A 23,682-nucleotide genomic window follows, 5' to 3' on the forward strand; every position below is an offset into this window, starting at 1 on the left:
CCCGTCATCACCCTCGACGCCCGCCGCCGCGACAGCGCCAAGAGCGCCCTCATCACCCTCGTCGAACACGCCCTCCTCGCCCGACTCCGCTGAACCGGCGGTGCTCGGACAGGGCGGTGGCCCGCGGGACTTCCTCCGAAGTCCCGCGGGCCACCGGTGCGTTCGGGCCGGCTACTCGGTGGGCTCCAGGCCGGCCCGGATGAGGCCGTAGGTGTACGCGTCCTCCAGCGCCAGCCAGGAGGCGGCGACCACGTTGTCGGCCACGCCCACCGTCGACCAGGTGGCGGCGCCGTCGGTGGACTCGATCAGCACCCGGGTCTTGGAGCCCGTGCCGTGCTGGCCCTCCAGGATGCGGACCTTGTAGTCCACCAGCTCGAAGGTGGCCAGCGGCGGGTAGATGCCCTCCAGGGCCGTGCGCAGCGCCTGGTCCAGCGCGTTGACCGGGCCGTTGCCCTCGCCGGTGGCGATCCGGCGCTCGCCCTTGGCCCACAGCTTGACGGTGGCCTCGTTGCCGGTGAACCCGTTCGGGCCCTGCTCGCTGATGGTCCGCCAGGACTCCAGGGTGTAGAAGCGGTCCCGGCTGCCGCGCACCTCGTCGCGCAGCAGCAGCTCGAAGGAGGCGTCGGCGGACTCGTAGGTGTAGCCGAGGTTCTCCTGCTCCTTGACCTTGGCCACCACCCGGCCGGCCAGGTCCCGGTCGCTGGAGAGGTCGTAGCCGAGCTCCTTGCCCTTGAGCTCGACGGAGGCCCGGCCGGCCATGTCGGAGACCAGCATCCGCATGGTGTTGCCGACCCGCTCGGGGTCGATGTGCTGGTACAGGTCCGGGTCGACCTTGATCGCGGAGGCGTGCAGGCCCGCCTTGTGGGCGAAGGCCGAGTAGCCGACGTACGGCTGGTGGGTGGAGGGGGTCAGGTTGACCAGCTCGGCGATCGCGTGCGAGATCCGGGTCATCTCGGCCAGCCGGCCGGCGGGCAGCACCCGGCGGTCGTACTTGATCTCCAGCGCGCCGACCACCGGGAACAGGTTGGCGTTGCCGACCCGCTCGCCGTAGCCGTTGGCGGTGCACTGGACGTGGGTCGCGCCGGCGTCCACCGCGGCCAGGGTGTTGGCCACCGCGCAGCCGGTGTCGTCCTGGGCGTGGATGCCGAGCCGGGCGCCCGTCCTGGCGAGCACGTCGGCGACGATCTCCCGGACCCCGCCGGGCAGCATCCCGCCGTTGGTGTCGCAGAGCACCACCACGTCCGCGCCGGCCTCGTGCGCGGTGCGGACCACCGACACGGCGTACTCGGGGTTGGCCTTGTAGCCGTCGAAGAAGTGCTCGCAGTCGATGAACACCCGCCGGTCCTGGGAGCGCAGGAACTCGACGCTGTCCCGGACCATCTCCAGGTTCTCGTCCAGGGTGGTGCGCAGCGCGAGCTCCACGTGCCGGTCGTGCGCCTTGGCGACCAGGGTGATCACCGGGGCGCCGGAGGTGACCAGCGCGGCCAGCTGCGGGTCCTCCGCGGCCTTGCCGCCGGCCCGGCGGGTGGCGCCGAAGGCGACCAGCTGGGCGTGCTCCAGCTCCAGCTCGGCGGCGGCGCGGGCGAAGAACTCGGTGTCGCGGGGGTTGGCTCCCGGCCAGCCGCCCTCGATGAAGCCGACCCCGAACTCGTCCAGGTACCGGGCGATGGCCAGCTTGTCCGCCACCGTCAGGTTGATGCCCTCCCGCTGCGCTCCGTCGCGCAGCGTGGTGTCGAACACGTGGAAACTGTCATCGGTACGGGTGACCTCGGTCATGACCCCTGGTTCTCCGTTTCGGGGAGGTTGGGTACTGCTCTGCCGGACTTTCCGTCCCGGCTCCACTGTCCATGATCCCGCGCGCGGTCCCGGTGTCCCCGGGCCCCTTGTGGGGGCCGCCGGCCGGTCCGGGAGAAACAAAAAGACCCCTCGCGGGTGCGAGAGGTCTGCGCGCGGGTCTGGACGCTCGTGGTCGCTCCGCATCGGGTCGTGCGGGAAGCGGTCACTGCGGACCGGCGCGCCTGCCGCTAATAATCAGCGAAAGCGAGGACACGTCCGCAGTCTGGCACAGCTGCCCGGGATCCGGCCCACCCGTCTCGCGATGCGAAACGGGGCGGGCCGGACGGGCCGGGCCGGCGGACCGGACGGGCCGTGCGTGATCAGACGATCTTGTGCAGCCACCGGTGGGTGTCCGGGGTCTGGCCGCCCTGGATCGACAGCAGCGCCTTGCGCAGCTCCATGGTGACCGGGCCGGGCTCGCCGGCGCCGACGGTCCAGTCGGCGGCGGCGGACTTCACCGAGCCGACCGGGGTGATGACGGCGGCGGTACCGCAGGCGAAGACCTCGGTGAGGCTGCCGTCGGCGTTGGCCTGCTGCCACTCGTCGGTGGAGATCCGGCGCTCCTCGACCGCGTAGCCGAGGTCGGTGGCCAGCTGCAGCAGCGAGTCGCGGGTGATGCCGGGCAGCAGGGCGCCGGACAGCTCCGGGGTGACGATCTTCGCGTCCTTGCCCTCGCCGAAGACGAAGTACAGGTTCATACCGCCCATCTCCTCGACCCACCGGTGCTCGGCGGCGTCGAGCCAGACCACCTGGTCGCAGCCCTTCTCGGCGGCCTGGGCCTGGGCGACCAGCGAGGCGGCGTAGTTGCCCGCGCACTTGGCGGCGCCGGTGCCGCCGGGGGCGGCCCGGACGTACTCCTTGGACAGCCAGACCGAGACCGGCTTGATGCCGCCCTGGAAGTAGGCGCCGGCCGGCGAGGCGATGATCATGAAGAGGTAGGAGTTCGCCGGGCGGACGCCCAGGCCGACCTCGGTGGCGAACATGAACGGGCGCAGGTAGAGGCTCTGCTCCGGCTCGTTCGGCACCCAGTCCTGCTCCTGGCGGACCAGCAGCTCGACGGCCTCGACGAAGGTCTCCACCGGCAGCTCCGGCATCGCCAGGCGGCGGGCCGAGGCCTGGAAGCGGGCGGCGTTGGCCTCCGGGCGGAAGGTGGCGATGGAGCCGTCGGCCTGGCGGTAGGCCTTCAGGCCCTCGAAGATCGCCTGGCCGTAGTGCAGGGTCATGTTCGCCGGGTCGATCTCCAGCGGCGCGTACGGCGCCAGCTGGGCGTCGTGCCAGCCCACGCCCTCGGTCCAGCGGATGGTGACCATGTGGTCGGTGAAGACCCGGCCGAAGCCGGGGTTGGTCAGCCGGGCCTCGCGCTCCGCTGCGGGCAGCGGGTGGGCGGAGGGCTTGAGGTCGAACGTGATGGGCGCCTGGGTGGCCGTGCTCATGGCTGTTTCCTTCACCGTGGGTTGGTAAGGGCCGCCACCGCCGCGGATACGTTTCGGCGAAATTCACCGGAATGAACGCACAACGGCACGGCCCACTGTCGATACTCGCATCCAGAGGGCCGTGCCGAACAGCTGTCCGCCCCGTTACCGGGGCTGCAGGCTGCGGTTGTGCGCGGTCCGGCCCGCAGGCCGGAGTTCCGCTTCGGGATCCGGCCCCTCAGCCGGAACCTCGTTCTCGGATCCGGCCCGCTAGCCGGATACTCGGGCGGCGAGCGCGTCGCCGACCTGGGAGGTGCTGCGGGTGCCGGAGCGCTCGGCCAGGTCCGCCGCGACGGCGGCCTCGACCGTGGCGGCCTCGGCGGCGAAGCCGAGGTGCTCCAGCAGCATCGCGACCGACAGCACCGTGGCGGTCGGGTCGGCCTTGCCCTGGCCGGCGATGTCCGGCGCCGAGCCGTGCACCGGCTCGAACATGGACGGGAACTCGCCGCTCGGGTTGATGTTGCCGCTCGCGGCCAGGCCGATCCCGCCCGTGACGGCGGCGGCCAGGTCGGTCAGGATGTCGCCGAAGAGGTTGTCCGTGACGATGACGTCGAACCGCTCCGGCTGGGTGACGAAGAAGATGGTCGCCGCGTCGACGTGCAGGTAGTCGGTGGTGACCTCGGGGAACTCCTCGCCGACCTCGGCGAAGATCCGCGTCCACAGGTGCCCGGCGTGCACCAGCACGTTGTTCTTGTGCACCAGGGTGAGCTTCTTGCGCGGCCGCGCCTGCGCCCGGCGGTAGGCGTCGCGCACCACGCGCTCGATGCCGTACGCGGTGTTCAGGCTGACCTCGGTGGCCACCTCCTGCGGAGTCCCGGTGCGCAGCGTGCCGCCGTTGCCGACGTACGGGCCCTCGGTGCCCTCGCGGACGACCACGAAGTCGATCTCCGGCTGACCTGCCAGCGGACCCTTCACCCCGGGGAAGAGCCGGCCCGGACGCAGGTTGATGTGGTGGTCGAAGGCGAACCGCAGCTTGAGCAGCAGCCCCCGCTCCAGCACGCCCGACGGCACGCTCGGGTCGCCGATGGCGCCCAGCAGGATCGCGTCGTGCGACTTCAGCTCCGCCAGCACGCCGTCCGGCAGCGTCTCCCCGGTCCGGTGGTAGCGCCGGGCCCCGAGGTCGTACTCGGTGGTCTCCAGCTTCACGTCGGCGGGAAGCGCGGCACCCAGGACCTTGAGGCCTTCGGCCACCACTTCCTGGCCGATGCCGTCACCGGGGACTACTGCGAGACGAATGGTGCGAGACATGCTCGGACCCTACTCCGCCGTCCCAGGTACTGACACCTCGCGTCCACCATGCGGACGGTCAGGTCGGGTCGATCTCGGCCTCGAACGGCTGGTCGACCGTACTTCCGAGGCTTGGTGTCCCGGTCCCGCACCATGGTTCCTCCCACAGGGGCATCCTGGCGGCCCTCTCGGGCTGCTCGGCCGCGCTTCCCCGAGCGCCACCCTTTCGAGCGAGCGCGTGTGACACGGGGGCGCCGACGGCCTGCTTAGGGTGGCGGGATGCGGATGGGCGAGCGGCGGCGGGAGGTGCTGGTCTGCGGGGGCGCCGCGGGGCTGGCGATGGTCGGGTACGGGCTGGCGGCGGCGCTGCGCGGGCGCTGGCCGGCCGGGGCGGAGGCGGTGGCCGTGCCGTACCACGCCCACCTGTGGGACCTGCTGCACGGACAGGCCGCCGGGGACCTGCTGCTCAACTGGAACAGCGGCTACGGCACCCCGTTCCTGGCGGACTTCTTCGCCTACCTGATGAATCCCTTCTCCTGGCCCGCCGCGCTTCTCCCCCGCGACCAGGGCCGGCTCGCCGTCCTGCTGGTCACCCTGGCCACCATCGGCCTCGGCACGGCCCTGATGACCCGGCTGCTCGGCCGCCTCCACCCCGGCCCGCGCCGGCTGCGGGCGCTCGCCGCCGTCGGGTACGGGCTGTGCGCCTGGGTGCTGGACGTCGGCGCGGCCGCCCCGATGTGGCTCTGGGGCCTGGTGTCGCTGCCCCTGCTCGGCCTGGCCGCCGACTGGTGCCTGCGCGAGCGGCACTGGGTGGCCGGCACGCTGTGCGTCGCGCTCGCCTGGGCCGGCAACCTGTACACCGCCGCGCTGGCCACCCTGGCGGCCGGACTCCTGTTCGCCGTCCGGCTGTTCGCCGCCCCGCTCCCGCTGCGCCGGCGGGTCCGGGCCACCGGCCGGGCGGTCACCATGGCCGCCGCCGGGGTGCTGCTCGCCTCCCCCGTGCTGTTCGTCGCGGTGCTGGCCGCCCGCCGGGCGCAGCCGGAGTCCCCGGTCCAGCCGCTCGGCCCGTCCGGTGTCGGCGGCCACCTCGCCCGGCTGCTGCCCGCCACCCACGGCGGGCAGCAGCTGCCGGACGTGGCGATCGGCGTCTTCGGGCTGCTGGTGGTCTGCGGGCTGCCGTTCAACCGGCGGGTACGGCTCCGGGAGCGCGCCCTGTGGTGCGCGGCGCTGCTGCTGGTCGTGGCCGGCTTCCTCTGGACCCCGACCGTGCTGGTCTGGCACGGCCTGGCGATCCCGGCCGGCGGGCCGTACCGGGTGGCCTTCGTGCTCAGCGGGCTGCTGGTGCTGGCCGGCTGGGTCTCGCTGGCGCACCGCCCGGACCGGCTGACCGTGCTGGGCGGCGCCGCCGTGGTGGCGGTGATCGCCGGCCTGGCGGCGGGCCGGCACTCGGTGCGCCCGGCCACCTGGGTGCTGCTGGCCGTCGGCGGCGCCGTCCTGTCGGCGGCGCTGTGGCTGCTGGACCGCCGGCACGCCGACCGGCGGGCGAACGCCCTCGCCACCTGGGTGATCGGCGGCGCCGTACTGGGCAACGCCGTCTGGTCCGGGTACGCGGCGCTGGGCGCGGCCCCCTCCGCCGGCGTCTCCCCGGCGGCCGTCCGGGCCGGACACGCGGCGCTGCGCGCGGCCGCCGACTGGCCGCGCGGCCGCAGCGACCCGGGCCCGCACGCCTTCACCCCGAACGACCCGCTGCTGCTGAACGGCCAGGGCGGCGGCTACTTCAGCGGCTACCTGCCGACCGTCACCGCCCTGCTGCTGCACGACCTCGGCGCGGGCTGGACGGCCGGCGGGCGGCAGACCGCGAGCGTCACCGACCCGGTCGGGCAGGCGCTGTTCGGCGTCCGCACCCACCTCGACGACGGACCGCCGCCGTACGGCTTCGCCCCCGTCCGGGCGGCCGCCGCGCCGCCGCTGGTCACCGTGCTGCCCCCGGGTGCCCGGACGGAGACCTCCTCGGTCTGGGCCCGGCAGGAGTCGCTGCTGGGCAGCCAGGTGTACGACGCCCCGCTGCCGGTCCCGGCGGGCGGGGCGGTGCCCACGCTGCACGGCACCAGCGGCTGGTCGGTGCCGGGCGGCGCGGAGGGCACGGTGTTCACGGCCGCCTGCACACCGGGCGGGACGGCCTACTTCCACGGGCTCTGGTACCGGGGCACGGTCAGCGGCCTCGGCACCGACTACCGCAGCGACGGCGAGCAGCCCACCACCGCCGTACCGATCCACCGGCTGGGGACCGTCCCGGCGGACGGGGTGGTCCGGGTGACGCTGCGGTCGGACGTGGTGAGCCAGGTCCCCGCCCGCCCGGTCGGCTGTCTGCGGGCCGGCGCCCTGGAGGCCGCCGTCGCCCGGCTCACCGCGACCGGTGCCACCCGGGTGGAGGCCGGCGGGCACACCCTGACGGCGACGCTCCCCGCCGGGTCCACCGGCACCGCGTTGCTCTCCGTGCCGGCCACCGACGGCTGGACCTGCGCGGTGGACGGCGGCCGGTACGCGGCCCCCGTCCCCGTGCTCGGCATGATCGGTGTCCCGCTGGGCGGGGGCGCCTCCCGGGTGGCCTGCGCGTTCCGTCCGCCCGGCCTCACCGAGGGCCTCACCGTCACCTCCGCCATCGCCGCCGTCCTGGCCCTGGTGGCCGTCTTCGCCCGGCTGTCCCGCCGCCCCGCCCGCCTCCCGCGCGGCGACCGCCGCCGGGCGGCCGAGGCTGCGAAGACCTGAACGTTCGCACACGAGGGGGCGGCCCACCGCGGTACCCGGTGGGCCGCCCCTCCCGCCGGGCGCTCAGGGCAGGTCGACCACCTGGGCCCGCCGCTCGGCCGGGTTACGGTGGTACAGCAGCAGGAGCCGCGAGGCGTCGCCCGGCGCCCGGCGCACGTCGAGGACGGTGCCGGGGCCCGTCGGGGCCGCCACCGCGGCCGGACCGTCGGGGCCGGCCCGTGCGGTGAGCGCCGGCCGCAGGACGTCCAGCGGGACGGACGGGGTGGTGCCGTTCAGCCCGATGGCCGAGAAGGCCTCGGCGACGTCCGGCGTGCCGCCGCCGGTGTAGCCGGTCCACACGCCGTAGCGGACGGTGCTGTGCCCGGGCGCGACGCCGGGCAGGGCGCTCAGCCGCACGGGCAGCACCAGGACGTCGCTGTCCAGCAGCCCGGTGTCGGTGTCGCCCCAGTGGGCGTTGAGCGGCTGGACGTCCAGCTCGGCCCCGGTGCGGGCGTCCAGCGCGCGGGAGACCAGGACGTCGCTGCCGGACAGCCGGTCGGCCTTGAGGACGACGTCGGTGCTGCCGTCCCCGTCGGTGTCCAGCGCCACCCGCACCCCGTACAGCCCCACCGGGGTGGCCGCGGGCGCCCACAACCACGCACCCACGTACAGCAGTCGGTCGTCGACGGCGGCACCGGCCGCACGCAGGTCGGCGGACCGCTCGCCCGGGTGCTCGACGCAGACCTCGTCCGCCGGGTCGGTCTGCGCCCCGGTGAGTTCGGGCCGCACGCCCACGCCCGGCGCGACGGCCGCGTCGCTGCCGCCGGGCGGGCAGTCCGGCCAGCGGGCCCCCTCGCCGCCGAGCGCGAAGGCGCTGACCAGCCCCGGCTGTTCGCCGGGCGCGGCGCGGCCGCCGAGGGCGACCAGGGTGGCGCCGCTCGCGGTGCGCACGGCAGCCGTCGCCGCGAGGTCGCCGGTCGGGCGCGGGGCGGCCAGCACCGGGATCCGCAGCTGCGGCAGCGTGCCGTCCCCGACCGGGGTGAGCAGCACCCGCCCGGAGAGCTCGCCCCGGTAGCTGCGGGCGTGGTCGCCCTGCACGGTGTCGATGGTCGGGTCGGGCGCGCGCCCCAGCTCACCGGGTACGGACAGCGTCACCCGCACCCGCGCGGTGCCGCCCGCCGGGACGTCCACCCTGGCCGGCGTCACCCGGTAGGAGGCGCCGGGCAGTCGGGTGGCCGCCGCGTACGAGGTGCGGTAGGCGAGCGGCGAGCCGGAGGTGTTGCGCACCTCGATCTCCCGGGTCCGCGCCGTCGGCCCGGCCACCTCGACCGGTCCGAAGGAGACCCCGACGGCGCCCGCCACGGCGCCCTCCCCCGCCGCGTAGGCGACGGCGGGGGTGCGGACCGCCCCGTCCACCCGGACCCGCCCGGCCCCGGTGCGCTCGGGCCCGTAGGCCGGCCCGCTGCGGTCGTCGCCGAGGAAGGTGTCCACGGTGGTGTTCATCAGCGCGGCCTTGACCTGCTCGACCGGCCAGTCCGGGTGCGCGGCGCGGACCAGGGCGGCGAGCCCGGCCACGTGCGGGGTGGCCATCGAGGTGCCGCTCTCGCGCCGGCCGCCGGTGCCGCTGCCGACCAGGGCGGACCGGATGCTCTCGCCGGGGGCCGCCAGGTCGGGCTTGACCACGCCCGGGACGCCGATGCCGCGTGAGGTGAAGTCGGTCAGGGTGTCGACCCGTTCCGGCTGGTCCTGGGCGACGGAGGCGTGCAGGGTGTTGCCGGGCGCGGCGAGCCGGACCCGCACCGGCCCGGCGACCGCGGCCCGGCGCAGCCGTTCGCCGTCGGCGCGGGCCAGCAGCGCGGCCGGGATCCGGTCGTTGCCGGAGATCTCGGCGAGGTGGTCGGAGTCGGCGGCGTACAGCGCCCCGATCGCGCCCGCGTCGGCGGCGCGGTCGGCGCGCGGGCCGGAGTTGCAGGCCCGGTCGGCTTCGCGGGTGCGCCAGGTGAGCAGCGCGATCTTCCCCTTCAGCCGCTGCCGGTCGGCCTCGCCGAAGTCCGCGCAGCCGTCCGACTGGTCGACGGGCAGGGCGAGTTCACCGCTGACGTCGGCGGTGGACCAGCCCTGGTAGCGCTCGCTCCAGTGCGCCGGGACGACCCCGGCCTGCGGGGCGGGGGCGAGCACGGTGACGCCGTCCACGTCGGCGTGGCCGTGCACCGAGGCGGCGACGGTGATCGCCCGGGCGGCGGTGCCGGGGCTGCCGCCGATGCCGTACACGTCGCCGTCGTTGCCGGCCGCCGCGACCACGGCGGTGCCCAGTTCGGCGAGCCGGTCGACGGCCAGGGCGTCGGTGTCGTCGGTGCTGCCGAAGTGGCTGCCGAGCGAGAGGTTCACGACGTCCAGCCGGTCGCTCAGGTCGCCGTCCCCGTTCGGGTCGGCGACCAGGTCGAGCGCCTCGGTGACCCGGTCGGTGGAGCCGTCGCAGCCGAACACCCGGATCGCGTACAGCTGCGCGCCGGGGGCGGTACCGGGGCCGATCCGGAAGCCGGCCGGGTCGAGCCCGGGCCCGTACGGACCGGTGTACGGGCGGCCGTCGGCGGTGACGCCGTACCCGGCGGCGGTGCCGGCCACGTGGGTGCCGTGCCCGTTGCGGACGCAGTCGATCGGGTTGTCGCTGGGGTGCGGCACCGGCTGGTGGTGCGGGGAGGCCGGGTCGGGGTCGTAGTCGTCGCCGACCAGGTCCCGGCCGCCGACCACCTTGGCGTTGGGGAACAGCGCGGGCGGCGCGGGCTTGCCGCGCTCCACCGAGCGGAAGGCCTCCTCGGTGCCGGGGCCGCCGAAGTCGGCGTGGGTGTAGTCGATGCCGCTGTCGATGATCCCGATCCGCGTGCCCTGCCCGGTGCCGGCCGCCCGGTCGCCCGCCCAGACCTGCGGGGCGCCGGTCAGCGGGACGGAGTGGGCGTTGTCGCGCCGCTTGGCGACGATCGGGTGGACGGCGCGGACGCCCGGCAGCGCCCGCAGCGCGGGCAGCCGGTCGGCGGGCGCGCTGACCGCGAGGCCGGTCAGCACGGTGCGGGTGCGGTAGAGCTCGCGGGCGGCGGGTGCCGCCCGGTGGACGGCGCCGGCCAGCCGGTCGAGCGCGTCCCCGGCCCGGGCGCGCTGGTCCGCGCCGGCTCGCGCGGCCTCCCGGCGGACGGCCTCCGGGGAGCGCTGGGCCCGCCGGGCGCCGTCGGCGGCGCGCCGCCAGGCGGAGCCGGCCGTCTCGGTGGTGAGTTCGAGCAGCACGGAGGCCGTTCGGCCCGGCCCCGGCGGTCCGGCGGAAGGCGGTCCGGCGGAAGGCGGTCCGGCGGAAGGCGGTCCGGCGGCGGGTGGCCCCGCGGTCGGTGGGCCGCCCGCCGCCGGGGTGGCGGCGAGGACGGCGCTTCCGGCCAGCAGGGCCAGGGTGAGGCCGATCCGGGCGGCGGGTCGGCGGACGGATGGCAGACGCACTGGGCCCTCTCCCCCGGCAGGGGGACTGATCCGCACACCGTGTCGCTGACGCCCGCCCACGCGAACGTCGATCACCCCTCCGAGGGCCCCAAATTAGGATGATCGCGCCGCCGGGGACGAGCAACTTCCCTCGGACGGACCGGGGTTGCACTCTACTGGGTGACGTCCTGACGACCCGTACGGCCCAATCGGCGGATGAACGCCACCGTCGGCCGCTCCGCCGGACCTCAGTGGTGGCCGGTCACGCCGCCGTTGTCCCGGCGGTCCAGCGAGCGCTGCAGCGCGGCCGCCGCGAAGGGGTTCCGCTCGGTGGCCCGCCGGCGGCGCGGGGCGCGGACGGGGGCGGCGGCGGGGGCGGACGTGGCGTGACGGTCGGCGGTCGGCGACATACCGGGCTCCTTGGAAGCGGCGCCGCGGGAGGCGGGCGCGAAGAGGGGAAGGGAGCGCGGGAGCAGGGATCGCCTGCTCGTGAAGGCGCACGCCTACACGGGCCGCAGGCCCTGGCTACAGGGGCGGCACACCGTATGGCCCTTCCACGGTAAGGCCACGCCCCGGCCGTGTCTGCACGAATACTTGGATTTCCTACTATCTGAGACGGGTGTCACCCGGGAGAACGCAGCGGGGCCCGGACCACCGTTCGAACGGTGGTCCGGGCCCCGCCGGAGCCGGTGGATCAGCCCAGGTCGACCGAGCGCGCGAAGCGGGCGCCGATCTCGGCGGCGATGGCCGACAGCACCTCCTGCGGGATCTCGGTGTCCACGGTGATGGAGGCCAGCGCGCTGCCGCCGTCGCGGGCGACCTGCATGCCGGCGATGTTGATGCCCGCGTCGCCCAGGTGTCGGCCGAGCACGCCGACCACGCCGGGGCGGTCCTCGTACTTGAAGAAGGCCATGTGGTCGGTGAGCGCCACGTCCACGTCGAAGGCGTCCACGCCGACGATCTTCTGGGTCTGCTTGGGGCCGGCCAGCGTGCCGGAGATGGCGATCTCCTCGCCGCCCGCGAGCGTGCCGCGGACGGTGATCACGTTGCGGTGCTCGGGGCTCTCGCTGGAGGTGGTCAGGCGGACCTCGACGCCGCGCTCCTGGGCGAACAGCGGGGCGTTGACGTAGGACACCGTCTCCGCCACCACGTCCTCGAACACGCCCTTCAGCGCGGACAGTTCGAGCACCTTGACGTCGTGCTGGGTGATCTCGCCGCGGACCTCGACGTCGAGGCGGACGGCCACCTCGCCGGCCAGCGCGGTGAAGATCCGGCCGAGCTTCTCGGCCAGCGGCAGGCCCGGGCGGACGTCCTCGGCGATCACGCCGCCCTGGACGTTCACCGCGTCCGGCACCAGCTCGCCGGCCAGCGCGAGGCGCACCGACCTGGCGACGGCGATGCCGGCCTTCTCCTGCGCCTCGTCGGTGGAGGCGCCCAGGTGCGGGGTGGCGACCACGTTGTCGAAGGCGAACAGCGGGGAGTCGGTGCACGGCTCCTTGGCGTACACGTCCAGGCCGGCGCCGGCCACCCGGCCGTCGCGCAGCGCGTTCGCCAGCGCCTCCTCGTCCACGATGCCGCCGCGGGCGGCGTTCACGATGCGGACGGTCGGCTTGACCTTGTGCAGCGCGTCGTCGCCGATCAGGCCGATGGTCTCCGGGGTCTTGGGGAGGTGGACGGTGATGAAGTCCGAGACCTCCAGCAGCTCCTCCAGCGAGACCAGCTTGACGCCCATCTGCGCGGCGCGGGCCGCCTGGATGTAGGGGTCGTACGCGACGATCTTCATCCCGAACGCGGACATCCGCTGGGCGACCAGGACGCCGATCCGGCCGAGGCCGACGACGCCGAGGGTCTTCTCGCTCAGCTCGACGCCGGTGTACTTGTTGCGCTTCCACTCGCCCTGCTTGAGCGCGGCGTTGGCCGGCGCGATGTTGCGGGCGACGGAGATCAGCAGGCCGCAGGCGAGCTCGGCGGCGGTGACGATGTTGGAGGTCGGCGCGTTGACGACCATCACGCCGGCCTTGGTGGCGGCGGAGACGTCCACGTTGTCCAGGCCGACGCCGGCCCGGGCGACGACCTTGAGCTTGCGGGCGGCGGCCAGCGCCTCGGCGTCGACCTTGGTGGCGGAGCGGATCAGGATCGCGTCGACGTCGGCGATCGCGGTGAGCAGCTCGGTGCGGTCCGCGCCGTTGCAGTGGCGGATCTCGAAGTCGGGGCCGAGGGCGTCGACGGTGGCGGGCGAGAGCTCTTCGGCGATCAGAACTACGCCGGTCTTCGCAGTGGTCACAGTGCTCACGACAGTGGGTCCTTAACTGTCCGGTTCCCCCGGGCACGTGGGTGGCGTGGAGGGCGGGGGAAGGTGGCATGCCGCGTGAGTAGACGCACGACGCTGTGGGCCTGACGCGCACTCGGAGTGTATCGACGGGCTGGGTGGCGGGCTGCTCCCGTCCGGCGAAATCACCCGGACGGGAGCAGCCTACTTGTACAAGCGAGTTACAAAATCAGGGCCCGGAAGGGCCTTGACGAGGTCAGGCCTTCTCGTTGACCCAGCTCATCAGCGAGCGCAGCTTCTTGCCGGTGGTCTCCAGCAGGTGGTCCTCGTCGGCCTTCTTGTACTCGTTGTACTTGGGCAGACCCGCCTTGTACTCGGCGATCCAGGTGTTGGCGAAGGTGCCGTCCTGGATCTCGGCGAGGACCTGCTTCATCGCGGCCTTGGTGTCCGCGGTGATGATCCGCGGGCCGGTGACGTAGTCGCCCCACTCGGCGGTCTCGGAGACCGACCAGCGCATCTTCTCCAGGCCGCCCTCGTACATCAGGTCGACGATGAGCTTCAGCTCGTGCAGGCACTCGAAGTAGGCGATCTCCGGCTGGTAGCCGGCCTCGACCAGGGTCTCGAACCCGGCCTTCACCAGGGCGGCGGTGCCACCGCAGAGGACGGCCTGCTCACCGAACAGGTCGGTCTCGGTCTCCTCGGTGAAGGTGGTCTTGATGACGCCGGCCTTGGTGGCGCCCAGGCCCTTGGCGTACGACAGCGCCAGGGCGAAGGCGTTGCCCGAGGCGTCCTGCTCGACCGCGACGATCGCGGGGACGCCACGGCCCTCCTCGTACTGGCGGCGGACCAGGTGGCCCGGGCCCTTCGGGGCGACCATGCAGACGTCGACGTCCGCCGGGGGCTTGATGAAGCCGAAGCGGATGTTCAGGCCGTGGCCGAAGAACAGGGCGTCGCCGGCCTTCAGGTGCGGGGCGATGTCCGCCTCGTAGACGTCGGCCTGGATCGGGTCCGGCACCAGGATCATGATGACGTCGGCCTCGGCCGCCGCCTCGGCCGGGGTGACGACGCGCAGGCCGGCCTCCTCCGCCTTGGCGCGGGACGTGGACTCCGGCTTCAGGCCGACCCGGACGTCGGCGCCGGAGTCGCGCAGCGACAGCGCGTGGGCGTGGCCCTGGCTGCCGTAGCCGATGACCGCGACCTTGCGGCCCTGGATGATGGACAGGTCGGCGTCGTCTTCGTAGAACAGCTCGGCCACGGGGGCACATCTCCTTGCGTGATGGTTGCCGGGTACGCGGTGTTCACCGTATGCGCACCGGCGGGGGGTTTGGGTCGTTGCTTCGAGGTTTGAGACGGTCGTGGTCTCGCGCTGTTTACGCGCTGCGGTCCAGGGCGCGCAGCGAGCGGTCCGTGATGGAGCGCGCGCCGCGGCCGATGGCGACCAGGCCGGACTGGACCAACTCCTTGATGCCGTAAGGCTCCAGCATCCGGAGCATGGCCTCCAGCTTGTCCGAGCTGCCGGTGGCCTCGATGGTCACCGCTTCCGGCGACACGTCGACGGTCTTGGCACGGAACAGCTGGACGATCTCGACGATCTGCGACCGGGTCTCGTTGTCGGCGCGGACCTTCACCAGGACCAGTTCCCGCTGGATCGCAGCGGACTGGTCGAGTTCGACGATCTTTATCACGTTCACGAGCTTGTTGAGCTGCTTGGTGACCTGTTCCAGCGGGAGGTCCTCGACGTTGACCACGATCGTCATCCGGGACACGTCCGGGTGCTCGGTCGAGCCGACGGCGAGGGAGTCGATGTTGAAGCCCCGCCGGGAGAACAGTGCGGCGATGCGGGCGAGCACGCCGGGCTTGTTCTCGACCAGGACGGAGAGGGTGTGCTTGGACATGGGGTTCCTCAGTCGTTCTGGATAACGGGCAGGGACATCAGTCGAGATCGTCGCCGAAGTCGGGGCGCACGCCCCGGGCGAACTGGATCTCGTCGTTGCTGGTGCCGGCCGCGACCATCGGCCAGACCATGGCGTCCTGGTGGACGATGAAGTCGATGACGACCGGGCGGTCGTTGATCTCCATCGCCTGCTTGATGACGGCGTCGAGGTCCTCGGGGCGCTCGCAGCGCAGGCCGACGCAGCCCATCGCCTCGGACAGCCGGACGAAGTCGGGGATCCGGGTGCCCTGGGCCGGCGGCTCGACACCGTCGTGGCCGGGGCCGGAGTGCAGCACGGTGTTGGAGTAGCGCTGGTTGTAGAACAGCGTCTGCCACTGCCGGACCATGCCCAGCGAGCCGTTGTTGATGACCGCGACCTTGATCGGGATGTCGTTCAGGGCGCAGGTGACCAGCTCCTGGTTGGTCATCTGGAAGCAGCCGTCGCCGTCGATGGCCCAGACCGCGGTCTCCGGCCGGCCGGCCTTGGCGCCCATCGCCGCGGGGACGGCGTAGCCCATCGTCCCCGCGCCGCCCGAGTTGAGCCAGGTGCCCGGCTTCTCGAACCGGATGAACTGCGAGCTCCACATCTGGTGCTGGCCCACGCCGGCGGCGTAGATCGCGTCGGAGCCGACCATCCTGCCGATCCGCTCGATGACCTGCTGCGGCGAGAGCTGCCCGTTCGGGGCCGGCTCGTAGCCGAGCGGGTAGGTCTTCTTCCACTCGTCGAGCCGCTCCCACCATTCGGTGTAGTCGCCCTTGTGGCCGGCGTCGAACTCGGCCTGGACGGCGACGATCAGGTCGGCGAGGACCTCGCGGGCGTCGCCGACGATCGGCACGTCCGCCGGGCGGTTCTTGCCGATCTCGGCCGGGTCGATGTCGGCGTGGACGACCTTGGCGTTGGGGGCGAAGCCGTCCAGCTTGCCGGTGACGCGGTCGTCGAAGCGGGCGCCGAGGGTGAACAGCAGGTCGGACTTCTGGAGCGCGGTGACGGCGGGGACGGAGCCGTGCATGCCGGGCATGCCCAGGTGCTGCGGGTGGCTGTCCGGGAAGGCGCCGAGCGCCATCAGGGTGGTGACGACCGGGGCGCCGGTCAGCTCGGCGAGGATCCGCAGCTCGGCGGTGGCCTGCGCCTTGAGCACACCGCCACCGACGTACAGCACCGGGCGCTTGGCGCCGACCAGCAGCTTCGCGGCCTCGCGGATCTGCTTGGCGTGCGGCTTGGTCACCGGGCGGTAGCCGGGCAGCGCGGTCTCGACCGGCCAGCGGAAGGTGGTGGTCGCCTGGAGCGCGTCCTTGGCGATGTCGACCAGGACCGGGCCGGGGCGGCCGGTGGCGGCGATGTGGAAGGCCTCGGCGATCACCCGGGGGATCTCGGCCGGGTCGGTGACCAGGTAGTTGTGCTTGGTGATCGGCATCGTGATGCCGCAGATGTCCGCCTCCTGGAAGGCGTCGGTGCCGATCGCCTTGGAGGAGACCTGGCCGGTGATGGCGACGACCGGCACCGAGTCCATGTAGGCGTCGGCGATCGGGGTGACCAGGTTGGTCGCACCCGGCCCCGAGGTCGCCATGCAGACCCCGACCCGGCCGGTGGCCTGGGCGTAGCCGGTGGCGGCGTGACCGGCGCCCTGCTCGTGACGGACGAGGATGTGGCGCACCTTGACGGAGTCCATCAGGGGGTCGTACGCGGGAAGGATGGCCCCGCCCGGAATGCCGAAGACGGTGTCCGCGCCCACGGCCTCCAGGGAGCGGATGAGCGACTGGGCGCCGGTCATGGTCTCGACGACGTGCTGGGGAGCGGGAGCGTTGGCGGCCGGGTTGTCCCCGCGGCGGGGGGATGCGGCGTGCTCGGTCATCTGCCTGTCTCTTCTCGGGTTTTGCCGACCCGGTGTGCGGGCCCCGGTGCTGCGAGGGTGGGGTCCCGGTCCGGGTCGATCGCCGGCTCTGCCTCAATCGTCCCGCTTGATCCGACAAGTCGGACTTGCTCGGCGGTCGAGGCCAGGGGTCTTGCGGAGGTGGAACAGCGTCAGTGCAACAAAAAACCCCTCGTGCCCAAGGGCATGCGAGGGGTGGCGCGTCGGTCTGTCACGAGCAGGGCGTACGAGCCCACTCAGCCGACGCGCCCGCCAAGTACGAGAATTCGGGTGCGCATGGCAACGACCTTCCTCCCGTGCGGGGCAACGTGTCAAGCAGGTGGGACGACCGTCTCGCCATGCGGACCCCCCGACGGACCAGTAACGGCACGGTGTCCGGGCAGGTCAGAGCCGCCATGGTGATGTGCGCCACGTCCCGGCGTGGCGTCCGTCCGGCCGTTCGGGCGGCCACCCGTCCGGGTGTCGTCGACGGCCGGCGGGTACGGGCGGCGGACCGGGAGCGGACCCGTCGACGCGGGCAGCGGGTAGTCCCGGCGGGCCAGCGCACGGCGCAGCCGGGGCTCGTCCAGCGGCGGGGCGAAGGCCGAGCCCTGGGCCTGTCCGCAGCCCAGCTCGCGCAGCGCGGCGACCTGGCGCGGCAGGTCCACCCCCTCGGCGGCGGTGACCATCCCGAGGTCGCGGCCGAGCCGCAGCGCGTGCCCGGCGAGGGTGCGGCTGAGCGGGGACTCGCCGAGGTCCTGGACGAGGGTGCGGTCGAGCTTGAGCCCGTCCAGCGGCAGCCGGGCGAGGGCGCCGAGCGAGCCGCCGCCGGCGCCGTACCCGGCCAGCCAGGTGGAGACGCCGAGGCCGCGCAGGGCGGAGAGCCGGCGGCCGAGCTCGTCGGCGAGCGAGTCCGGGCCCATCCGGGCCACCTCGATCACCAGTTCGTCGGCGGGCAGCCCGCTGTCACGCAGCGCCGCGGCCACCGTCTCGTACAGGCCGGGCGAGCAGAGCCGCTCGACGGACAGCCGGACGGCCACCGGGACGGGCTCGGGCAGCCCGCGTCCCCGGCCCGGCAGGCCGCGCCGCTCGGCGGCCGCGCTGACCGCCTCCAGGACCAGCCAGCGGGAGAACCTGGTCGCCGCGTCGCCGTGCTCGGTCGAGCGCAGGAACTCGGCCGGGGTGAGCAGCAGGCCGCCCACCGAGCGCCAGCGGGCCTGGGCCTCCACGCCGGTCACCGCGCCGCTGCCGAGGTCCACCACGGGCTGGTGGAGCAGCGTGAAGCCGCCCTCCCGGACGGCCAGCCGCAGCCGTTCCTCCAGTTCGGTGCGGCGCTCCAGGTCGGCCCGCATGGCGGGGGTGTAGAGCACCACCCGGCCCTTGCCCTCGGACTTGGCCCGGTACATCGCGAGGTCGGCGTTGCGCATCAGCTCGTCGGCGGCGGCCCTGGGGTCGGCCGCCGGGCCGCGCTCGGGGGTGCCGAAGGCGATGCCGATGCTGGCGGCGACGCTGAGTTCGGCGCCGCCGATCCAGTACGGCTCGGAGAGCGCGAGGCGCAGCCGCTCGGCCAGCTCCTGGACCTGGAGGCGGCCGAGCGGGCCGCAGACCAGCGCGGCGAACTCGTCGCCGCCGAACCGGGCGACGGTGTACCCGCAGCGGACGGCGCCCTGGAGCCGGCGGGCGGCCTGCACCAGCAGCTCGTCCCCGACCTGGTGCCCGGCGGTGTCGTTGACCGCCTTGAAGCCGTCCAGGTCGAGGAAGAGCACCGCGATCCCGGCGCCGGTCTCGCCCTGCTGGCCGCGGGCCCCGAGGGCGGCCCGCAGCTGCTGGGTGAACAGCGCCCGGTTGGGCAGGTCGGTGAGCGGGTCGTGGAAGGCGTTGTGGTGCAACTGGGCCTGGAGCATGACGCGTTCGGTGACGTCCCGGCTGTTGAGCAGCAGGCCGTCGCGATGTCTGCTGACGCTGGACTCGACGTGCAGCCACTCCCCCGCGCCGGAGCTGATCCGGCACTCGACCCGGGCGGAGGGCACGGCGGTGCCGGGGCTGCGGTGGGTGGCGAGCCGGACCCTGGCGAGGTAGCGGCGGACCTCGGAGAGCACCCGGCCGACGTCCTCGGGGTGCACCAGGTCCAGCAGGTTGCCGCCGACCAGCTCCTCCGGGTCCCGCCCGTAGACGCCGAGCGCGGCCGGGGAGACGTAGGAGAGCACGCCGTTGGCGCCGGCGATCATGATGACGTCGCTGGAGCCCTGCACCAGGGAGCGGAAGTGCGCCTCCTTGTGGGCGAGCTCCTGGGCCAGCGACAGGTTGTCGAGCAGCATCACGCCCTGCCGCAGGATCAGCGCCAGCCCGACGGTGCAGGCCGCGGCGGCCACCACCCGGTCCAACTCCCGCCCGCCGAGGGCGTTGTAGAGGATACCGGCGGTGCAGACCGCGGCGGCCGCGTACGGGGTCAGCGCACTGAAGGTGGTGGCCACCCGGCGGTGCGGCAGGCCGCCGGCCGAGGGGTGGTCGCGCAGCGGACGGCGCCAGCGCGGCGACCACGGCGCCCAGCCCAGCAGCAGACTTCCGGCGAACCAGCCGGCGTCCAGCAGTTCGCCCGAGTGGTAGCTGCTGCGCAGTTCCGGGGAGGTGAACAGGGCGTCGCAGGTGACGGTGACGGCGAGCGCCAGCATGGCCGTGTGCACCGCCGCCCGGTTGCCGTCCCGACCCCGGAAGCGCAGCCCGACCACCAGGCTGACCAGCAGGATGTCCAGCACCGGGTAGGCCAGGTTGAGGGCCAGGCGCAGCGGTGAGCCGTCCTCCCCGGCCGCGATCCGGCCGAGCGCCAGGCTCCAGCTGAGGGTGAACAGCGAGCCGGCGATCAGCCAGCCGTCGAGCAGCAGGCAGAGCCAGCCGGCCGCCGTGCGCGGGTGCTGGGCGAGCACCAGGACGCCGGTGATGGCGAGCGGGGCGAACAGCAGGAAGGCGTACTCGGCGAGCGAGTCCTGGGGCAGCGGGGAGCGCAGGACCAGCTCGTACCAGCCCCAGGTGCCGTTGCCGAAGGCGACCATGAGCGAGGAGAGGCCGAACAGCAGCCAGGCCGGGCGGGCGTGCCCGCCGACGGTGCAGCCGTACACCAGGCAGGACAGCGCGGCCGCCAGGGCCGCCGCGGCCAGCCCGAAGTCTCCCATGAAGACGGACAGTTGGTGCGATCCCCAGCCCGCGGCGGCGCCCGCGGCGTAGGCCACGCAGAGCGCGCCCAGGACGAAGCCGGGCAGCGTGCGGCTGTCCCGGATCCGGCACAGCCGTCTACAGCGGACGGCCGCGGGCACGTCGACGGCGGACGTGTCGGCGCGCGGTGCGTCCGGCCGTCCGGTTCCGGGCAGCACCGTTTCGGTGGAGCTCACTCGGCCTCTCCCCCTCCGGCCCGGGGCCTCGCGCCCCGGCCACGGACCACCGGCCGCGCACCTCTCGGACGTACGCGGTGGCCTGGTGCCCCGTCAGGACGGCGGCCCAGGGGGCGGGCGGCCTGCCGGACGCCACACCGTACCGATGCTCCCAAAATGGACCCTACACCAATTCCGTCACTCAATGACACACACACTCAACTTAGAGTAATGGCGGAAGGGTGGGGAAATGCCCCCGATTCCTACAGATCGGCCCGGTTGGCGGCGGCGCGCGGGCGGGGGCTCACGCGGCGCGCACGGGAGCACGGGGAGGCGCCCGAACACCGGTGCCAGGGTGGACGAACGGCGGGCCCGGACCGGCCGGAGCCGGTCCGGGCCCGTGCCGGCGCCCCGCTCAACGGCCGGAGGGGGCCAGGTCGTCCGGGAACAGCCGCAGCCGGTGCGCCAGCGCCGCCGCCTCGCCCCGGCCGCCGACCGCGAGCTTGCCGAGGATGTTGGAGACGTGCACGCTCGCGGTCTTCGGAGAGATGTACAGCTCCTCGGCGATCTGCCGGTTGGTCCAGCCGCGGGCCAGCAGTCGCAGCACGTCCCGCTCACGGGGGGTGAGGTTGAAGGAGTCCCCGGCGGCCTGGGCCGGCACCGCGGCCGCCCGCTCGGCCGGGGCGAGGCTCAGCCCGGCCCGCTCGGCCAGCGCGGCGATCTGCCCGCCGAGCGGCCGGTCGTCCCGGACGGCCGCCAGTTCGGCCGCCTCGCGCAGCAGTTCGGCGCCGGCCTCGCGCCGGCCGGCCTGCACCTCGGCCTCGCCGGCCCGCAGCAGGGCGAGCGCCAGCGGGTACGGCAGGCCGGTCGGCCGCAGCGCCTCGACCGCGGCGGCCCACTCCCGCGGGGTGTCGGTGCCCTCGGCCCGGGCCAGTTCGGCCTCCAGCAGCCGGGCCCAGCCGTGGTGCAGCGGCGCCCGGGGCCGCAGCTCGGCGGCGGCCCCGGCGATCGCGGCCAGCGCCCCGGGCCGGCCCGCCTCGGCCTGCGGCAGGCCCCGGCTGTCCGCCTCCACCGCGGCCGCCTCGGCCAGCAACGGGTAGACGTCGGACTCGTTGCCGGTCCTGCCGTCCTCCACGAGCGCGGCGAGCAGTTCGTCCCGGGCCTCCAGCGGCCGCCCGCCGAGCGCCGCGATCCGGATCGCGAGGCGGCTGATCGGCACGCTGTGCTGGACCTGGCCGATCCGGTTGGCGGCCCGGGCCTGCGCCAGCATGGTCGCCGCGGTCGCGAGGTCCCCGGCCAGCACGGCGAGGTCGCCGCGCATCCGGTCCAGGAACTCGGCGTGGGTGCCGGTCAGGCTGGTCGACTCGTAGCCGGCCAGCACCTCGGTGGCCTCCCGCACCCGTCCGAGGTCGGTCAGCGCCTCGACCAGGTTGCCGGTCAGGATGGCGCCGATGTTGCGCAGCAGGCCGTTGCCGTCCGCGAACTCCAGCCCCTCCCGGGCCAGCCGGACGGCCGCCTCGGGCCGGCCCAGCCCGCGCTGCATGCTGGCCAGGTTGTTGATGCCGCGCAGCAGGAGGTCGGGCACGCCCAGCAGGCGGGCCCGCTCGACCGCGCCGGCGAGTTCGGCCAGCCCGCCCTCGGCGTCGCCCTGCACGTCGTAGCGCAGGCCGCCGAGGGTCATCCGGGCGTGCACCTCGACCGAGTGGGCGCCGACCTCCTGGGCGATCCGGATCGCCCGCTCGGCCAGCTCGACGTGCTCGGGGCCCGGGGTCTTGAGCATGGCGGAGTTGGCGCTGAGCGCGAACACCTCGGCCTGTACGGCGGACGGCGGCAGGTGCTCCACCAGCCGGTGGGCGTGGGCGATCTCCTCCTCGTCCCCGGAGCGGCGCAGGCTGCCCAGCATCCGGGCCCGGTTGATCCGGAACCAGGCCGCCCGCACCGGGTGCTCCACCTCGTCGACCAGCCGGATGCCGCGCTTGGCCAGGCTCAGGCCGCGCTCGCGGTCGCCGCTGCGCCGGGCCGCGACCACCGCCTCGGCCAGTACGTCCTCCAGCTGGATCCGGTCGCAGTCCTCGTCGGCGGCGTCGTGGTCCCGGGAGCCGGGCGGGTAGGTCTCGGCCCAGTCGTACGGGCGCGTGTGCGCCAGCACCTCCTCGGAGACCAGGTCCCACAGTTCCAGGGCCCGTTCCAGCATGCCGAGTTGCTCGGCGAAGGCGTTGCGGCGGCGGGCCGCGCGGGCGGCGTCCAGGGCCGTCGGCAGGGCGCGGGCCGGATCGTGCGCGTGGTACCAGTAGTTGGCCAGCCGGGCGGCCAGCGCGTCGCCGGGGACCAGCTGCGGCTGGGCCTCCACGGCGAGCGCGAACTTGCGGTTGATCCGGTGCCGTTCGCCGGGCAGCAGGTCGTCCGAGACCGCCTCGCGGACCAGCGCGTGCCGGAACCGGTAGCCCTCGCCCTCGCTGTCCGGGCGCAGGATGTTGGCGCCGACGGCCACCCGCAGCGCCTCGATCAGCGCCTCCTCGTCGTCCAGGACGGCGGCCAGCAGGGCGTGTTCGACGTGCGAGCCGCCCTCGGCGGCGATCCGCACCACCCGCTGGGCCTCCTCGTCCAGGCCCTCGACCCGCACCAGCAGGATGTCCCGCAGCGAGTCGGTCAGCCCGGCGCCGAAGCCGTCCTCGAAGGCGGTGGCCAGCTCCTCGACGAAGAACGGGTTCCCCTCCGAGCGGCGGTGGATGCGGTCCACCAGCTGGCGGTCGGGGGCGGCGGTGCCGAGGATGCCGGCCAGCTGGGCGGCCACCTCGCGCCGGCCGAACCGCGCCAGCTCCAGCCGCTGGACGGTGCGCAGCCGTTCGAGCTCGGCCAGGAAGGGGCGCAACGGGTGCCGGCGGTGCAGGTCGTCGGTGCGGTACGTGGCGACCAGCAGCACCCGGGAGCGGTGCAGGGTGCGCACCAGGAAGGCGAGCAGCTCGCGGGTGGAGCGGTCGGCCCAGTGGAGGTCCTCGACGGCGAGGACGAGGGTACGCTCCGCGCCGAGCCGCTCGAACAGCCTCGCGGTGTGCTCGAACAGCCGGGCCCGGCTGTACTCGTCGTTGGGTTCGCCGTCCACCTCGCCGAGTTCGGACAGCAGCAGGGCGAGATGGCTCTCGCTGCCGGCCGCGGCGGCCTCCAGTTCGGGGCCGAACGAGCGGTGCAGCCGTCGCAGCGCGGCGGCCAGCGGCGCGTACGGCAGGCCCTCGGCGCCGACCTCCAGACAGCTGCCGAGCGTGGTGACCGCCCCCTGGGCCGCGGCCCGCTCCAGGAACTCCTCCAGCAGCCTGGTCTTGCCGACCCCCGCCTCGCCGCCGACCAGGACGGCCTGCGGACTGCCGGTGCCCGCGCGGCGCAGCGCGTCGGTCAGCTCGGTGATCTCGCTGCCGCGGCCGACGAAGACGGGGCTGACCGATGTCTGCTGCATGGAGGCGAGCATGCCATAGCCGGTGGGGCCCGGCCGAGGGGATATCTCCCGAGGCGAACGGGGTTCCGG

The 23,682-nt window shown here is 74.2% G+C and carries 12 protein-coding genes and 1 pseudogene; 2 read left to right on the forward strand and 11 right to left on the reverse strand.

The genetic code is table 11. The features are described from left to right. Window positions 1-93: pseudogene (locus tag ACIQ87_RS03520) on the forward strand (ATP-binding protein); the annotation flags it as partial. Between the two features lie 78 nt (window positions 94-171). Here ACIQ87_RS03520 and cimA read toward each other — a convergent pair. From cimA to ACIQ87_RS03535, 3 genes are all read right to left on the reverse strand, one after another. Next, window positions 172-1,776, reverse strand: a complete 1,605-nt coding sequence (cimA, locus tag ACIQ87_RS03525) for a citramalate synthase (RefSeq protein WP_402400937.1) — start codon at window positions 1,774-1,776, stop codon at window positions 172-174. A 380-nt stretch (window positions 1,777-2,156) separates the two neighbouring features. Then, window positions 2,157-3,269 (reverse strand): branched-chain amino acid aminotransferase, encoded by a 1,113-nt coding sequence (locus ACIQ87_RS03530; RefSeq protein WP_402400940.1) that lies wholly within the window; start codon window positions 3,267-3,269, stop codon window positions 2,157-2,159. A gap of 249 nt (window positions 3,270-3,518) precedes the next feature. Next, window positions 3,519-4,556 (reverse strand): 3-isopropylmalate dehydrogenase, encoded by a 1,038-nt coding sequence (locus tag ACIQ87_RS03535; RefSeq protein WP_402400942.1) that lies wholly within the window; start codon window positions 4,554-4,556, stop codon window positions 3,519-3,521. Window positions 4,557-4,814: 258 nt separating this feature from the next. On the opposite strand from ACIQ87_RS03535, the gene ACIQ87_RS03540 reads away from it, so the two are divergent. Next, entirely contained in the window at window positions 4,815-7,304 is a 2,490-nt protein-coding gene (locus tag ACIQ87_RS03540; protein ID WP_402400945.1) for a YfhO family protein, read from the forward strand. A gap of 63 nt (window positions 7,305-7,367) precedes the next feature. Here ACIQ87_RS03540 and ACIQ87_RS03545 read toward each other — a convergent pair whose 3' ends face one another. The 8 genes from ACIQ87_RS03545 to ACIQ87_RS03580 all read right to left on the reverse strand — a co-directional run bounded on the left by ACIQ87_RS03545 (window position 7,368) and on the right by ACIQ87_RS03580 (window position 23,613). Then, the gene (locus ACIQ87_RS03545) at window positions 7,368-10,766 is read right to left on the reverse strand and encodes a S8 family serine peptidase (protein WP_402400948.1); all 3,399 of its coding nucleotides are present in this window, start codon (window positions 10,764-10,766) and stop codon (window positions 7,368-7,370) included. 227 nt (window positions 10,767-10,993) lie between these two features. Then, window positions 10,994-11,155: a hypothetical protein gene (locus tag ACIQ87_RS03550; RefSeq protein ID WP_402400951.1), complete on the reverse strand. Its 162-nt coding sequence runs from the start codon at window positions 11,153-11,155 to the stop codon at window positions 10,994-10,996. A gap of 284 nt (window positions 11,156-11,439) precedes the next feature. Beyond that, window positions 11,440-13,029: a phosphoglycerate dehydrogenase gene (gene serA / locus ACIQ87_RS03555; RefSeq protein ID WP_392874189.1), complete on the reverse strand. Its 1,590-nt coding sequence runs from the start codon at window positions 13,027-13,029 to the stop codon at window positions 11,440-11,442. Window positions 13,030-13,270: 241 nt separating this feature from the next. Further along, the gene (ilvC, locus tag ACIQ87_RS03560; protein ID WP_402400954.1) at window positions 13,271-14,269 is read right to left on the reverse strand and encodes a ketol-acid reductoisomerase; all 999 of its coding nucleotides are present in this window, start codon (window positions 14,267-14,269) and stop codon (window positions 13,271-13,273) included. 115 nt (window positions 14,270-14,384) lie between these two features. Next, window positions 14,385-14,909 carry an acetolactate synthase small subunit gene (gene ilvN, locus ACIQ87_RS03565; protein ID WP_049657946.1) on the reverse strand — a complete coding sequence of 175 codons (525 nt, stop codon included), beginning with the start codon at window positions 14,907-14,909 and terminating at the stop codon, window positions 14,385-14,387. A 37-nt stretch (window positions 14,910-14,946) separates the two neighbouring features. Further along, the gene (locus ACIQ87_RS03570) at window positions 14,947-16,800 is read right to left on the reverse strand and encodes an acetolactate synthase large subunit (RefSeq protein WP_402400957.1); all 1,854 of its coding nucleotides are present in this window, start codon (window positions 16,798-16,800) and stop codon (window positions 14,947-14,949) included. Window positions 16,801-17,129: 329 nt separating this feature from the next. Next, window positions 17,130-20,081: a putative bifunctional diguanylate cyclase/phosphodiesterase gene (locus ACIQ87_RS03575; protein ID WP_402401822.1), complete on the reverse strand. Its 2,952-nt coding sequence runs from the start codon at window positions 20,079-20,081 to the stop codon at window positions 17,130-17,132. Between the two features lie 496 nt (window positions 20,082-20,577). Then, on the reverse strand, window positions 20,578-23,613 hold the full coding sequence (locus ACIQ87_RS03580; protein WP_402400958.1) for an AAA family ATPase: 3,036 nt from the start codon (window positions 23,611-23,613) through the stop codon (window positions 20,578-20,580). Window positions 23,614-23,682: the final 69 nt, after the last annotated feature.

This window comes from Kitasatospora sp. NPDC096204, assembly GCF_044763205.1.
Taxonomy (GTDB): Bacteria; Actinomycetota; Actinomycetes; order Streptomycetales; family Streptomycetaceae; genus Kitasatospora.

What these genes read in the sequence shown, in the direction of transcription:
- cimA (WP_402400937.1), bottom strand. Translation starts at nt 1,776, where the DNA reads ATGACCGAGGTCACCCGTACCGATGACAGTTTCCACGTGTTCGACACC.
- ACIQ87_RS03530 (WP_402400940.1), bottom strand. Translation starts at nt 3,269, where the DNA reads ATGAGCACGGCCACCCAGGCGCCCATCACGTTCGACCTCAAGCCCTCC.
- ACIQ87_RS03535 (WP_402400942.1), bottom strand. Translation starts at nt 4,556, where the DNA reads ATGTCTCGCACCATTCGTCTCGCAGTAGTCCCCGGTGACGGCATCGGC.
- ACIQ87_RS03540 (WP_402400945.1), top strand. Translation starts at nt 4,815, where the DNA reads ATGCGGATGGGCGAGCGGCGGCGGGAGGTGCTGGTCTGCGGGGGCGCC.
- ACIQ87_RS03550 (WP_402400951.1), bottom strand. Translation starts at nt 11,155, where the DNA reads ATGTCGCCGACCGCCGACCGTCACGCCACGTCCGCCCCCGCCGCCGCC.
- ilvN (WP_049657946.1), bottom strand. Translation starts at nt 14,909, where the DNA reads ATGTCCAAGCACACCCTCTCCGTCCTGGTCGAGAACAAGCCCGGCGTG.
- ACIQ87_RS03570 (WP_402400957.1), bottom strand. Translation starts at nt 16,800, where the DNA reads ATGACCGAGCACGCCGCATCCCCCCGCCGCGGGGACAACCCGGCCGCC.
- ACIQ87_RS03580 (WP_402400958.1), bottom strand. Translation starts at nt 23,613, where the DNA reads ATGCAGCAGACATCGGTCAGCCCCGTCTTCGTCGGCCGCGGCAGCGAG.